The organism is Desulfovibrio ferrophilus (assembly GCF_003966735.1).
In the GTDB taxonomy this organism is placed as follows: Bacteria; Desulfobacterota; Desulfovibrionia; order Desulfovibrionales; family Desulfovibrionaceae; genus Desulfovibrio_Q; species Desulfovibrio_Q ferrophilus.
Window position 1 is genome coordinate 3,342,535 of record NZ_AP017378.1, and the last position, 14,417, is coordinate 3,356,951.

General features: G+C 57.8%; 12 protein-coding genes. 3 read left to right on the forward strand and 9 right to left on the reverse strand.

Going from position 1 to position 14,417, the window contains the following annotated elements:
- Window positions 1-95: 95 nt before the first annotated feature.
- Window positions 96-1,154, forward strand: coding sequence for a chorismate synthase (aroC, locus tag EL361_RS15340; RefSeq protein ID WP_126380825.1), 1,059 nt, complete (start codon window positions 96-98; stop codon window positions 1,152-1,154).
- Window positions 1,155-1,287: 133 nt separating this feature from the next.
- On the opposite strand, the gene EL361_RS15345 is transcribed toward aroC, so the two are convergent.
- The 4 genes from EL361_RS15345 to EL361_RS15360 all read right to left on the reverse strand — a co-directional run bounded on the left by EL361_RS15345 (window position 1,288) and on the right by EL361_RS15360 (window position 7,547).
- Window positions 1,288-4,470, reverse strand: coding sequence for an efflux RND transporter permease subunit (locus EL361_RS15345; RefSeq protein ID WP_126380826.1), 3,183 nt, complete (start codon window positions 4,468-4,470; stop codon window positions 1,288-1,290).
- 3 nt (window positions 4,471-4,473) lie between these two features.
- The gene (locus EL361_RS17200) at window positions 4,474-5,478 is read right to left on the reverse strand and encodes an efflux RND transporter periplasmic adaptor subunit (RefSeq protein ID WP_126380827.1); all 1,005 of its coding nucleotides are present in this window, start codon (window positions 5,476-5,478) and stop codon (window positions 4,474-4,476) included.
- A gap of 5 nt (window positions 5,479-5,483) precedes the next feature.
- The gene (locus EL361_RS15355; protein WP_126380828.1) at window positions 5,484-6,155 is read right to left on the reverse strand and encodes a TetR/AcrR family transcriptional regulator; all 672 of its coding nucleotides are present in this window, start codon (window positions 6,153-6,155) and stop codon (window positions 5,484-5,486) included.
- 168 nt (window positions 6,156-6,323) lie between these two features.
- Window positions 6,324-7,547: an ABC transporter permease gene (locus EL361_RS15360; RefSeq protein ID WP_126380829.1), complete on the reverse strand. Its 1,224-nt coding sequence runs from the start codon at window positions 7,545-7,547 to the stop codon at window positions 6,324-6,326.
- Between the two features lie 156 nt (window positions 7,548-7,703).
- On the opposite strand from EL361_RS15360, the gene EL361_RS15365 reads away from it, so the two are divergent.
- Entirely contained in the window at window positions 7,704-9,119 is a 1,416-nt protein-coding gene (locus tag EL361_RS15365; protein ID WP_126380830.1) for an MATE family efflux transporter, read from the forward strand.
- A gap of 4 nt (window positions 9,120-9,123) precedes the next feature.
- The gene (locus EL361_RS15370; protein WP_232034809.1) at window positions 9,124-10,017 is read left to right on the forward strand and encodes a DUF2156 domain-containing protein; all 894 of its coding nucleotides are present in this window, start codon (window positions 9,124-9,126) and stop codon (window positions 10,015-10,017) included.
- Window positions 10,018-10,122: 105 nt separating this feature from the next.
- Here the strand turns inward: EL361_RS15370 and EL361_RS15375 are convergent, their stop codons facing one another.
- Genes EL361_RS15375 through EL361_RS15395 form a run of 5 tightly spaced genes read right to left on the reverse strand, consistent with a single transcriptional unit; the run spans window position 10,123 to window position 14,402 of the window.
- The gene (locus EL361_RS15375) at window positions 10,123-10,737 is read right to left on the reverse strand and encodes a class I SAM-dependent methyltransferase (RefSeq protein ID WP_126380831.1); all 615 of its coding nucleotides are present in this window, start codon (window positions 10,735-10,737) and stop codon (window positions 10,123-10,125) included.
- Complete coding sequence (locus tag EL361_RS15380) at window positions 10,727-11,626, reverse strand: metal ABC transporter permease (protein ID WP_126380832.1); 900 nt, start codon at window positions 11,624-11,626, stop codon at window positions 10,727-10,729. The genes EL361_RS15375 and EL361_RS15380 overlap by 11 nt, the downstream gene beginning before the upstream one ends.
- A 12-nt stretch (window positions 11,627-11,638) precedes the next feature.
- Window positions 11,639-12,472 carry a metal ABC transporter ATP-binding protein gene (locus EL361_RS15385; RefSeq protein ID WP_126380833.1) on the reverse strand — a complete coding sequence of 278 codons (834 nt, stop codon included), beginning with the start codon at window positions 12,470-12,472 and terminating at the stop codon, window positions 11,639-11,641.
- The gene (locus tag EL361_RS15390; protein ID WP_126380834.1) at window positions 12,469-13,311 is read right to left on the reverse strand and encodes a metal ABC transporter substrate-binding protein; all 843 of its coding nucleotides are present in this window, start codon (window positions 13,309-13,311) and stop codon (window positions 12,469-12,471) included. Before EL361_RS15390 ends, EL361_RS15385 begins: the two co-directional genes overlap by 4 nt.
- 5 nt (window positions 13,312-13,316) lie before the next feature.
- Window positions 13,317-14,402 (reverse strand): methyltransferase, encoded by a 1,086-nt coding sequence (locus EL361_RS15395; RefSeq protein ID WP_126380835.1) that lies wholly within the window; start codon window positions 14,400-14,402, stop codon window positions 13,317-13,319.
- Window positions 14,403-14,417 lie beyond the last annotated feature (15 nt).

Below are 14,417 nucleotides of genomic sequence, written 5' to 3' on the forward strand. Positions count from 1 at the left end.
GCATGTCCGACCGGGGAGACATCGCATTTGCCAGGGGCTGCGCCCTAGCCTGCAACAATCGATTTTGATAGGGAAAGGTGACTTGGAGGAACACCATGAGTGGAAGCACATTCGGATCGATCTTTACACTGACCACCTTTGGCGAGTCCCATGGCCCCGGATTGGGGGGCGTGGTGGACGGTTGCCCGGCGGGTATTGCCCTTGATGAAGCCTTGATCCAGCGCGAGTTGGACCGACGCAAGCCCGGCCAGGGAGTGGCCTCCACGGCCCGCAAGGAGAGCGATCGAGTGGAGATTCTATCCGGCGTGTTCGAGGGGCGCAGCACCGGAACGCCCATCGGCTTTCTGGTGCGCAACGAGGATCAGCGCTCGCGCGATTATTCCAAAATCATGGATGTTTATCGTCCCGGGCATGCGGACTTGACCTACGATGCCAAGTACGGCGTGCGGGACTATCGCGGTGGTGGTCGTTCATCGGGGCGTGAGACCGTGTCTCGCGTGGCTGGTGGTGCCGTGGCTGGTGCTTTTCTGGCTTCCGTGGGGATTGAAGTTACGGCTTACACATTGGAATTGGGCGGTATTCGTGCCCAGGTCAACGATCCGTGGGGTGCGCAGGACCGTCCGTTCTTTGCGCCACAGGATGAAATTGTTGCCGAGTGGGAGCAGCGTGTCGCAGCGGTCAAGAGCGAAGGCGATACTCTGGGGGGTATTGTGGAGGTCATTGCCCGAGGCGTACCAGCCGGTCTGGGTGAACCTGTGTTTGACAAGCTGGACGCCCGGTTGGCCTCTGCCTTGATGAGCGTAGGCGCGGTCAAGGCTGTGGAGATTGGTTCCGGGCTGGATGCAGCCAGGTCCTTGGGCAGTGTCAACAATGACCCTATCCTGGCCGATGGTTTTGCTTCCAACAATGCCGGGGGCATCCTTGGTGGCCTTTCCAGTGGGCAGGAGATTGTGGTTCGGGCTGCAGTGAAGCCTATCCCCTCTATTGCCAAGGAACAGACGACCCGCACGGCCCAAGGCGGCGAGACGGCAATTCGTATTGGTGGTCGCCATGATATCGCAGCCATCCCGCGTATCAATCCGGTACTCAAGGCCATGGCCATGCTGACGCTTGCCGATATGCTGCTTTTGCAACGCCGTATGGGACGTTCGTAAAAAAGTCTGTAACGCTATTTCGTTAAAATAATCAAATGTAGAACATTGTTTTGTGAATACTTCGCCAGCAACAACGGGGCGGACCGAGATCTCGGTCCGCCCCGTTGTCTTTCATGTCTCATCCAAAGCAGGTTTAGGCTGCCTTTGGTGAATTCTCGTTTTGTGCATTCCTGGCGTCTTTGCGACGCTGCAGTCGTTCTTTCAGTCCCATGAGCAGGTCCCATTCAACGGGCACGATGAACAGGGTCAGGAAGGTTGCCGTGGCCAGGCCCGTGACAAAGGTCGAGGCCATTGTGCCCCAGACCAGAGAGTAGCTCGGGATGCCCAGCGCCATGGGCAACAGGCCCAGAGATGTCGTCAGTGTCGTCAGCAGGATGGGCCGGAGCCGGATGCGAATGCCTTGCTCGATGGCCTGACGGCGGGTCAGGCCACTCTGGTAGCCTTTATTGATGAAGTCGATGAGCACCAGCGAGTCGTTGACGACCACGCCGGTCACTCCCACGACGGCAATGAAGCTGTTGACCGTAAAGAGTGACTGGGTGAACAGCTTGCCGAAGATGACTCCGATGAGGGAGAAAACAACAGCAGAGAGGATGATCGTGGGCTGCAGGTATGATTTGAACTGCGTGGCCAGGATCAGATAGATGATCAGCATGGCAATGCCGAAGGCGTAAGTCAGTGAGATGTATGAGCGTTTGGTGTCTTCATGCCCACCGCCAAAGGCCAAAGTCGCTCCCGGGAACTTGGTGCGCAATTCGTTGTACAAACCGGTGACCCGGTTAACCACAACGGCTGAAGACGTCTGAGCACCGGGCTTGATGTTGGCTGTAATGGTTTGGCAGCGTTGTCCTTTGTAGCGGCTTAACTCGCCTGGTTCGTTGTAGGCCGAGGGGATGGTGATGTCGCCCAACCGAACCGGTCCGGATGGATGTTCCAACAGGGGGATACGCAGGGAATCCTCGGGCGTGGGCAGGCTTTCGGGTGCGATGCGCAGCTTCAGGTCCACTTCTTCGTCGGTCAGGCGGTACTTGCCCACGAAGCGTCCGTCCAGCACCGAGCCGGCCATGAGGGCCACGTCCCCGGAATTCAGACCGAATTCATGGGCTCGTTTGTGGTCAACTGCGAGCCGGAAGACCCGTTGGGATTGCCCAAGGCCGTCGTCAAGCTGTGTCAGGCTCGGGGCCAGTTCCTGGTCTGTGCGCAGCAGGTTCATGATGGCTCCGGCCAGACCTTGAATGGATTCCTCGTTGGTTCCCACCACTCGCACATTGACGTCTTTGCCCGAGGGAGGGCCGTCTTTTTCCGCGCGTACGGTGATGCGGATGCCGTCCGTTTCGAACTGCTTCTTGAGACGGTTGCGCATGGTTTCCAGGTGCGCCAAGGGGTCGTCAAAGTCGCGATTTGCCTTTTCGGGCAAGGTCACCATGACGGTGCCGTAGTTGGACCCCCAGACCTGTTGGTAATCCTCATCGATGGTGAAACCGGCAAAGGCTGCGGCAGAACGTGCCTTGCCCGGTCCGTCTTCCATGACCCAGCGAGAGATTTCCTTGGCCTTGGTCGAACTTTCTTCGATGTTGGTGGAAGCAGGACCTTCAATAAAGGCATAATAAAGGTTGTAATCATCGGGGAAGAACTTGATGCGAATCAGCGGTGCTACTCCCGATACGGAGACTCCCATGATGACGATGGCCACGATGAAGGTTGCCAGCACGATCATCAGGCTGGAGATTCTCCAACGCATGGTTATGGCAATAAGTCGATCCGTCCAGCGCCTGAGCACGCGCAGCAGGGCGTTGTCTTCCTCAAGCAGGGAGGCTTTGGTGGCGTTTTTCTTGGGGCGCGGGCCCCAGTCGAAATAATGCAGGGGCAGGATAAACAGACATTCAATGAGTGAAGCCACGATGGCAAAGGCCACGGCTTTAGGGATGAGCGCAAAGAATTCGCCCGTGGGGCCGGTCATGATCAGCATGGGCAAAAATGCCGCAACCGTTGTCATGGTGGCCGAAATGACCGGGATCATGACTTCCGAAGTGCCATTGACGATGGCATCCTTGAGCGGGACGCCTTCCTGCACATGGCGATAGATATTTTCCACCACCACGATGGCATCGTCCACAATGATGCCCGAGACCAGAACGAATGAGAACAACGTGATTTCGTTGAGCGAGTTGTCCGTGAGCCACATCAGGATCATGGTCACCAGGAAGGAAAAGGGGATACCCACCGTGGTCAGGGCCGCGTTTCGGAAGCCCATGAAATACCAGATGATACCGCAGACCAGTAAGATTCCCACGAACATGTTCCAGCCCAGGGTGTTCATGGAATCGTTGATGTAGGAGGTGGAGTCCTGCGTCAGTACGGCCTGGGCCCCCTCCTGTTTCAGCGCCGGGGCGAAGTCGGCCAGGATGGCGTCCACTTGCTCCTTGATGTCCAAGGCATTGCCCGATTCGGTCTTGATGATTTTCAGGGTCACGCAGTCCTGGCCGTTAACCGAGGCAATGACCGATGGGTCGCGGTAGCCTACCTCGGCGCGCGAAGCCACATCGGCCACGGTGACGAAAGAGCCGTCCTGATCACTGCGGATCACTGTGTCCATGACCTGATCGCGGGTCCTGAATTTTTCATCCACCCGCACCACGAAATCACCGGATTCGTTGGTGTAGTCTCCGGCCGGAATGGAGAGGTTGGCGTTTTGGAGGGCGTCGGCGACCTGGTTGAAGGTCACGCCCAGCGCAGCCATGCGATCAGGCTCGAGATAGACATGGAATTCGCGCTGGTATTCGCCTTGGAGCTTGACTTCCTGCACGCCGCTGATTTGGGAGAGTGGAACCTTGAGTTCTTCGGCCATGAGAGTCAGCGCCCGATTATTGCGTTCTCCCACAAGGTTGATGGAGACCACGGGTAGCCAATCCGAGGTCGTGATCAGGGTAAACTTTGGCGGGTCCACGTCGTCCGGGAGTTCGTCCAGCATGGACAGGACCTTGAATCTCAGCTCGTCGTAGAGCCCGTCGTAGTCTGTGTCGTCCATGAATTTGACCACGAGCAGTGAAGTCTCATGCGAGGAACTTGAATCGATGAATTCGACATCTTCCAGGTCCTCGAGGGCATCCTCGAGCTTGCGGGTGACAAGGGATTCAACATCCGTGCTGGATGCGCCGGGATAGAAGGTCGTAATGAAGACCTTGCCGAAGTTCACCAGGGGATAGCGTTCCACGGGCAGTTGCATCACGGAGAACGCGCCCGCCACGATGAGCAGCACGAAGATGAGGTTGAAAAAGACCGTTTGGGCCAGTGTGAAGCGAACCACAGGACGCATGGCTTACTCCTTGCCCATCAGGCGGAATTTGTCTCCAGGTTGCAAACCATCGCCGGTAACTCGCAACAGGGAACCGTCAGGCCCGCTGTGGTTGCCCAACAGGACCACACGGATGCGTTCGCCGTTATCACGGGTCACCCAGTGATCCTCATAACGTTCCTCGATGGCAGCCTTGGGCAGCAGCACAGCGCCTGTGGCTTCGGGCATTTCCAGAGTCAGTATGGTCCGCAGTCCGCCGCGCAATTCATCGAGTCCCTTACTCACGGTCAGATCAATGGCGATCTTTCGAGTGTCAGGGTCAAAGCCAGGGTTGACGCGTTCCACCCTGGCCGGAATGGAGATTCCGAGCTCAGGCATGTTCAGAGTCAGGGGCGCCGTGGATCTACGCAGGGCGACGTATTGTTCTGGCGCCAGAGCAAAGGGGACCAACAGGGTCGAGAAATCGCCAGCCTTGCCTACGATCTGACCGGTATTGACCCACTGCCCGGGTTCCACTTCGCGGGTGATGATTTTCCATTGTGCCGGAGCCTTGATGCGGGTGCGCTCCAGACGTTCGAGCAGGATCCGTTCCTGAACGGTCAGTGCATTCAGCTCGAAACGGCTGGCGTCCAAAGTCTGTTCCATGGAGTCCAGAGTCGATTGAGCGGCGGTGTTCTTGGCCACGAGCTCTCGGTACCGCTCGGCTTCTTTTTTGTTGAAGTCGATGCGGGAGCGCAGGTCGGCCTGCTGCACCCGGTTGTTGTCCAGATCCAGGCGGATGAAGGTGTCATCGATGCGGGCAAAGATTCCGTCCTGACCGATGGTGTCACCGATCTCCGCTTTGACGGAGTCGATCCGTCCGGCCTCTTCGGCGACGAGATCCAGAGTGGCCCGGGCACGAGTGAAGCCTGTCAGGACCACCATGCGCGAGGACGCCAAGGCCGTGACTTCGGTTGCCGAGGCAAGGCCTGATGAGGATATGGTGACGATGATCACAAGAGCTGCGGCAATGCTGCGAAGTGAGAACATGACTGTTATTTCCCCCTGAGATTCTTTTTGAAATGCTCCAGTCCACCCACGCAGAATTGAAAGATGTGTTCCGTGGCGTAGTCGATAAACCCCGGGTCCGTGAGGAATTCTCCCTTGTCGGGGTTCAGTCGCTGGATGATGGGCATGGAATAGAAAAAATGCAGCGGTTGTGCGATGACACTGGCCGCGCTCATGCCGATCATTTCTGGTGGTGCGTCTTCTCCCAGTATGGCGGTTAGGATATTGTTGAGTTCATCGTTGTCCGGGCTGATGTAGTCTTTGACGATGCTGTCCAGGGCTCCGGTGGGCCGGGCCATTTCCAGCATGAATATGGTTCCCATGGCCATGCATTCTTCTTGGTCTTTGCTGAGATAGGCACTGGGCAGGATTTCTTCGAAGGTGGACCTGATGAAGGTCTTGAGCCGGTCATAGGGCGGGGCATCTGGACTGAGATGCGGAGTACGGGTTTCGCGGGTGACCTTGAAAATTTCCAGCACGACCTGGAAGTAGAGCTTTTCCTTGTCCCCATAGTGGTAATTGACGGAAGCCACATTTGCATCTGCGCGATGGCAGATGTCACGGACGGTGGCGGCCTCGTATCCCTTCTCTGCGAATACACGGATAGCCGCCTTGAACAGGCGCTCTTTGGTGCTCAGTTCGGTATGATTGATTTTCATGGGTGCCTCGAGATATGAACAATTGATTTAATCAAACGTTTACATGTAATGATTTAAACATTTGTTTAGTTGTGTCAAGCAATAGTGTTATCTGTATTTGAAATACCCGTTTAATAAACGGCAATACGGTGAAAAGATGTGAAAATTTGTAACGGAAGGGGGGAGGCGTTAATTCTGGCTGCGCAGGATATCAAGAACCTCAAAGCGGGAGGCTTGCCAGGCCGGGTAGACGCCTGCGGCAAGCCCTAACAGTACGGAACCGATTAATACTGAGACGAGCAGGAGCGGGCTGACCACAAAGGGAAAGTCCGCCAGAAGGTGGACCAGCAGGACCAGGCCCATGGAGCATGCGACACCAAGAGTGCCCCCCACACCGGAGAGCAGACCGGCTTCGAACAGGAACTGGGCGATGATGTCGCCGCGGCGGGCACCGACGGCTCGGCGGACGCCGATCTCCAGTCTGCGGGCGCGCACCAGCAGAATCATGATGGACAGAATTCCCAATCCACCCACGGCGAAGGAGACTGAGGAGCTGATGAGTCCCAGCGTGCCGACCAGATCAAGGGCCTGCGTCTGGAGTTTGATTGTGTCCTTGGCCGTGAGTACCGAAAAATCATCTTCGGACCCGGGCAGGATGGAATGGCGCGAGCGCAGAATCGTGGTCGCTGCGTCCTTGGTGACTTCGAGGTTTGTTCCCCGGGCCAGCCGGATGTAGGCGCCCGTGATGTGGTCCTGATTGGACATGCGGCGCATGTAGGTGGAAAGCGGTAGGTAGATGAGTTCATCCTGATCGGTGCCCACGATGTCCGCACCCTTGGGTTCCATGACCCCAACGACCTTGGCTCGGGCCCGGTAAAAGGACACCTCCCTCCCCACGGCCTGCTGCGCTCCTCCGAACAGTCGTTGAGCTATCTTTTCCCCGAGCACGCAGACCATGGCTCTGGATTGGACTTCCTCGGTGTTGAAGAAACGACCGGCCTGGGGACGAACGCTGCGAATGGTCTGATAATCTGGGGTGGTCGCCATGAGCAGGGCGGTGATTTTGGTGGCTCCGGAGCGTACCCCCATGCTCTGCTGGATAAAGGGCGTGCCTTCCAGAGCGCCGGGCAGGCCTTCAATCAGGGCTTCGGCGTCCGAAATCTTGAAGGTGATGGGGCTTGATGTAGTGCGGACGCCGCCGCTGCGGCGGAAACGGACGCCTCCCGCGCGGGCCATGAACAGGTTCGGCCCCAGCTTTTCGGTTTCGATCTCGGCTTTGCGCTCCATGGCCATGGAGACATGTTGTACACCAGTCAGTGCCAGCGCACCCAGAAAGACTCCCAGCATGGCCAGAACAGTTCTCAGCTTGTGCGTCCTCAGTGACGACAGGGCGATGCGCAATCCAAAATGCATGGGCTGGTTGTACCCGGATTCCTGCGACTGTGGAAGGGCTGATGGAGTCCTGCAGCGGATGCGCATGCGTTTGTTGTAAAGCGGGGTTGACCGGAGAGAGGGGCGGTCTTACCCTCAAATGCTTCCACTCCCTTAGACAATCCACAGCGAGCACCCATGACTTCCGAAGAGACCTCCCGCCCTTACCGCACCATCTGGCGACTGGCCTGGCCCCAGGCGTTGATGATGTTTTTCCATTTCTGGATCGGATTTGTGGATGTCTATGTGGCGGGCCTGATGAACCGCGAGGTTCAGGCCGCCTTGGGCTTGATCACTTCCTGCCTGTTCTTTTTGCTCATCATCGCCATTTCCGTGGCCAATGGATCGGTGGCGGCCATCAGCCAGTCTCTGGGAGCTGGACTGACTGCCCGAGCCCGCCGTTATGTGGGCTTGTGTCTGGAGATTGGTGCCTTGGGCGGTCTGCTCTTTATGGTGGGCGGCGTGGCGGCCAAGGACCTGTTGCTGGCCGCCCTGCACGTGCCCATGGAGATTCGGGGTATTACTGCCGAGTTTTTGGACGTCTATGCCCTGCTCTTGCCTTCGTATTATCTGTTGGTCATCACCAACGCCGTGTTCCGGGCGCGCAAGGAAGTGATGATTCCCACGGCCACCATGCTGGTCATCACCGTGGTCAACGCCCTGGCTGATTTCGGGCTGGGCTTGGGACTGTGGGGGTTGCCTCGTCTGGAACATCAGGGTCTGGCCTGGGCCACGTTCTGGTCCGTGAGTGCGGGTGCCCTTGTGAATCTGTTCATGCTGTGGCGCAAGGGCTTGCTGAACCGCAAAACGTTCCCCCCTTTGCGTTGGGTCCGTGCGGCCTTGCCCTATCTGATGAAGGTGGCTTGGCCCTCGGGGTTAATGCAGATTTTCTGGCAGACGGGATATCTGGTGTTGTTCGCCATTGCCGCCAGCCTGCCCGTGAATAGCGTCAATGCCCTGGCAGGCATGACTGCTGGCCTGCGCATCGAAGCCATTCTGTTTCTGGCAGGATTCGCGTTCAATATGACGGCCTCGGTGCTGGTGGGGAACTACCTCGGGGCCGGGGAACCGGCTACAGCCAAGCGGTTCGGATATATGATCTGGGGCATCGGTGTGGTCTCCATCGGTCTGCTGACATTGGTGGTATGGCAATTTGTTGCCCCCATCGCCGCGCTCATGTCCACAGAGGTGGGGGTGCGGGTCCAGATCGAGAGCTATCTGTTCTATAATCTGCTGGCCATTCCATTTACCCTGACCAGCATGATTATTGGCGGAGCTCTGAACGGGGCCGGGGCCACTCTGTACAATACCGCTGTGTTCGGCGTGACGGTGTGGTGTGTGCGTTTGCCGCTTGCCTGGTATCTGGGGCATGTGCTCATTGCCGAGGCTTCTGGAATCTGGATGGCCATGCTTTGTTCTCAGGCTGTACAGGCATTCCTGATACTGTGGGTTTATCAATTCAAGGACTGGTCGCGTTTTGGCATGATCCAGAAGCGAAACAAGGTTCAACCGCTGGTGGGGGTCGCGCCCGCCGGAGTGAATCTCAGAAAGTGAGGAAATGATGAGCACCTGCACTGGCGTTGATTTCAAGCCCATCTCTCTGGATGGGCAGGACGAATATCTCAAACGGTTTGCCGAGTGTCCGCAGAAGGTCTCGGACTACAGCTTCACCAACATCTGGGGTTGGGCCGAGCATTACGGACTGGAATGGTTTTTTGGTGAATCACACGTCTGGCTCAGGCAGACTCGCCCCGAGGTTGTGTATTGGGCCCCTGTGGGGCCATGGAAAAATGTGCCCTGGGACCAATGCCCCACCTTGCCCAACTGCGGCCCGTTCACCCGGGTACCCGAGGAATTGGCACTGCTGTGGCAGGATTGCTTCGGTGATCGCCTGGAATTGACCGAGGCCCGCCAGCATTGGGACTATGTGTATTCCGTCCCGGAATTGACGGTGTTGTCCGGCAATCGTTTTCACAAGAAGAAGAATCTACTCAATCAGTTCAAGAAAAAGTATGACTACCACTACCATTCCATGACCCGTGATTGCGTGGAAGATGTGCTGGACATGCAGATGGACTGGTTCAACTGGCGTGATGCCGAATCGCGTGCCGTGCTTTCCGCTGAGAATACCGCTATCCAGCGCGTGTTGCAGAACTGGGATGATTTGCGCGGGGTGTTCGGCGGCGTGATCGAGGTGGATGGCTCCAAAGCTGCCTACACCGTGGGTGAACACCTCTGCGATAAGACTCTGGTGATCCATTTCGAGAAGGGAATAACCCACTACAAAGGTATTTATCAGGCCGTGAATCAGATGTTCCTGGAGGGCGAAGCCGAGGTCTATGAATTCGTGAACCGCGAGCAGGACCTGGGTGACCCGGGGCTGCGCAAGGCCAAGGAATCCTATCATCCCGTCAAGTATCAGAAGAAGTTCGAAGTCGCTATTGCGTCCTGAATAGAGGTCTGTCGGCCCTGAATGTCTGCTGCCTGAAAGGTACAGAAGCGGCACAAGGCCCGTCCCGAAAGGGGCGGGCCTTTGCTGTGCTGGTTCGGGGTTGGCTTAGCTCGCCTTGAGACGAGCCGTGAGCAGGTAGCCCAATTCATCATCCAGCAGCACGCCGGGCTCAAACCCTGCGTCGCGCAGCATGGCGCGGATCTCCGTAGGCTCGGGCATCAGGTCGTGCTCCACGGCAGTGCCTGCCTTGCGATGGTGATCATTGATGGTTTCTGAATTGATGAAGTGATGAATGATCAACGATCCGCCTGGGCGCAAAGCCAAGGCCATGCAGCGCAGGGCCGAAGGTTGATCCTCGATGTGCGGAAAGACCTGATGACAGAGTGCGACGTCGAAGCCGTCCGGTTCCAGGGGTTGCTCCTCCAGTGACCCCGTCAGGGCGGTGGCGTTGGGGATGTCGCGGAGCCGTTCCTGAGCCAGGCGGATCATTTCGGGGCTGATGTCCATGCCCAATACATGACCCTCAGGGCCGACCCTATTGGCGAGTTCAGCGGTCAATCGACCCGTGCCACAGCCGGGTTCCAGTACTCTGCATCCTGCAAGGGGACCGGTCTGCGCAAAGAGTCGTTCCAGCTTGGGAGCTTCTTCATGTCCGTAGTCGGCAGCGGCCCATGGGGCATTGGCCTGGGCATCGAAAAATCTGGTTTTGTCAGCGTACATGGTTTCTCTCCGGTGCGATGGGTGAAGTGGTTTGGACTTCTCCCGAGAAGTTGAGTGAGAGCCGTTGACGGCGCGAAAGCCCCTTTTTTTTGGGGGAGAACAGGGTGCAGAGCACGAACAGAAGCGTGGAAATCATGACGATGACCGCGCCCGAGGGAATGTCGAAGGCATAGGACGCCAACAGGCCGCCCCAGCAGGACACCACGCCAAACACTGCGGCCAGAATGAAGATGCGCTTGAGATCGTAGGAGAGTTGATAGGCCGCCGCCGCTGGATTGATGATCAGGCTGTAGATGAGCAGGCCACCGATACTGCGCAGTGACGCCGTGACTGTGGCTCCGGTAGCAATCAACATGGCGTAGTAGATTGCTGTGGCGGGAATTCCTGCGGCAAGGGCAACGCTGCGGTGACAGAGCACGGCCCTGACCTCCTTGAAGAAGAGCATCAGGGCTGCCAGCAGAATGATGGTGACTGCTCCCATGACCCACAGGTCAAGTTTACCCACGGTCAGGATACTGCCCCAGAACAGGTTCAGGGCTTTGGACTTGGGGCCGGGCATCAGGCCGATAAACAGAAAAGCCAGTCCGAGCATGGCCGAGAACACGATGCCCACTACGGTTTCCGGGGCAAAGTCCGTCCTGTCCGAAAGTGGGCCGATGAGTCCGGCGACGCCTAAACTGAAGACAAAGGCCATGGCCAGTCCGTCCGGCGAGCCCATGAGCATCCCCAGCAAGGCCCCGGCAAAGGCGGCGTGGGCCATGCACGTGCCGATGGCCGTGATGCGCATGGTCACGACCAGAACTCCGGTTATGGCGCAGGACACTCCGCCCAGCAGACCGGCCAGAAAGGCTTTTTGCATGAATCCATAGTGCAGAATCGAAAAATCCATCCGGGACTCCTGCTAGTAGCAGATATGTTTTCGCCCGTTGATCTCGGCGATGTGAATGTTCGTGCCGTACAGCTCGTTGAGCCGTGTTTCGTCCACGGCTTGTTCCGGTGGGCCTTCCCAGAGGAGTTGCCCGTTTTTCATGCAGGCGATGCGGTTGCAGATGTCGGGCAGGGTATTCAGGTCATGGGTCACGATCATGCTGGTCAGGGAAAACTTGAGGTGTAGCTTCTGCACCAGCCCCAGGATTTCGCGCTGGGCCTGCCAGTCAAGAGAGGCTGTGGGTTCATCCAGCAGCAGGATGCGCGGGCGTTGCAACAGTGCTCGGGCAATGGCTACACGTTGCTGCTCTCCGCCGGACAGATGCCCCAAGGGGCGTTCGGCCAATGAACTCAGGCCCACCAGATGCATGAGTTCTTCGGTGCGCTGATGGAAGATAGGCGGCACGGAGCGCAGCAGGCCCACAAGTCCATAGCAGCCTGTGAGGATGGATTCACGCACTGAAATGGGCAGCAGGGGGTCGATGTCCTGCTGTTGAGCCACATAGCCGATGCTCTTGCGTAATTCTCCTGCGGTTTTTGGAGTCACGCGTTGGCCCAGTGCCGTGACTGTTCCTCCCACCACCCGGCCCAACCCGTTGACCACGGTGAGCATGGTGGTTTTGCCTGCCCCGTTGGGGCCGATGACTCCCAGAAAATCTCCGTGGCGCAGGGAGATGTTTACCCCGCGCATGGCCACGTGCTGTCCGTAGGCCGCACTGACGTTGTCCAGGCGAATGGCCTCGTCTTGGGCCTTGTCCGGTTCAGCATGCGGAGAGTTCACTGCAATTGGGGTGATCTGCTTGGTCATGAGTTGTATTCACTTCCTTGCAGGGCGTTGAGCAGGCGCTCGATATTGACTCTCAGGGCATCCTCCCATGTGTTGGTATCGGGAAAGCCTCCGGGAAAGTTGGAGAGCATGATGCGCCGTGCCGAAAGCTCTTCGGCCAACCCCCGGCCTCCGTCACCGCTTTGCAGATTGTCGATGACCAGAGTGGCTTTGCCGCTTTTGCCTGCGTCCACGACCCTGGCCATTTGCTCGGGATTCATGTCACCGGGGCGATAGAAGACCGTGGCCACGGGGAATCCTGCCCAGCGTGCAAGGCCTTCCTGCATCTGGGCACAGACCACGGGGTGCCTTTGGGCTCCGGCTTGATGCAATCGGAACAGGAGTTCCTGCTCCAGAGTGGTGATACGAGCCAAGCGTCGTTTGGCGGCGTTTTGAATGGCTTGATTTTGTTGCGGGGCAATCTCCCCGAGCCGTTGGGCCATGGCCCGGGTGTAGCGGGCATGGACCTGGGGCAGCATGGAGTTACCTGGTTCGGCCACGATTTCAACGTGCAATTGTGCATTGGCGGCGGCATCGATCAGGATACGCATGTTTTCCAAATCTTGTTGCCAGGGGTGTAAAAACAGGGCTTCGGCCTTGTTCAACAGAACCAGATCGGCGGGCCGCAGGTCATAGTGACCGGGGCAGGCTCCACCCGGAATGAGTGCTCTGACCTCGGCCTGAGGGCAGAGGTCGTGCAGGATGTCTGCAAGCATTGTGGTCCCTGCCAGCAGACGCAGGGGTTGGTCTTCAGCCTGCGCGGGCCTGGGGAGCATCAACGATAGGCAGATCAGCAGGGCAGGGACAATGCGCATGATCATTGTTCTTACTCCAATGGCGTTTGGCGTTTGCGTCCGATAATCAATTGGGAATCCAGCCGGTCGCCGATCTTGCCCAGACGGTTGGGGGCGAATTCGTGGACCCCGGCGATGCGCAGAATCTCGTAATGGCTGGTCAGATATTGCAGGACCTCTTCGTGGGACATGTCGTTTTTGAAACGATAGATGTTGGGGCCTTTATTCACTCCCGAAAAGCCGCGCATGGACCATTCCATATCCAGAAGCGGACTCTTGGTCCGTTCGCCACGGGCATAATAGGCGTGCTTGGTGATGAACAGGCCACCTGGGGCCAGTGCCGAATGGATTTTGTCCAGCAGTGCGCGGGTCTTGCCGCCTGGATTGTAGGACAGGAGGATGGCGTCGTAGCCATCGCCTATGGGGTCCGTGAATTGGTTGCCAGCTTGGAAGTTCACGCGTTTGCCATCGAATTTTTGGGCGTAGTGCTCCGCTGCCTCCTGCAGTCCCGGCAGGTCGAAGACAGTGGCCTGGAGCTTGGCGTTTTGCTGGCACAGGGCCACGGAATAGAGGCCGTGTCCGCCCCCCAGGTCGAGCAGGGTCCGAACGTTTTCGAATTCGGGCACCGAGCAGATGATGTCCGTGGTCTTTTGCAGTTCACCTGTCAGAGTTTCCGAGGCCAGGGCGTGGATGAACTCTCCTGCAAACCCATGCCCATTGCTGCCGTCTCCGGGGCCATTGATGAGCAGTTCTTCCAACTGCTCCCAGATGGAGATGCCGCCCCGGACGCAGGACACCACGTTGCCCTGATAGAGCAGGGATGAACGGCGAAGAAAGGTCTGGGTTTGCTGGGTGTTGCGGTAGCCTTTGGGATCTTTTTCCAGAAAGTCCATTTCTTCCAGCAGGCGGCACAGGGCCAGGGTCATGGCCGGGTCGGTGTTCAGCTCCTGTGCCAACTGTGCGGCGGGTACCGCCTGCTCAAGATGCTCGAAGACTCCGATGTTCAGGGCGGCTTTGAGCGCCAAGAGGCTTTTGTAGCCGCGTTCGGCATCGTGGATGGTACGGTACAGTGTGCCTGCGTCCTGTGGGGATGGGATGAGATTTGGTTCAGTAGGCATGGTGTATCCTGTGAT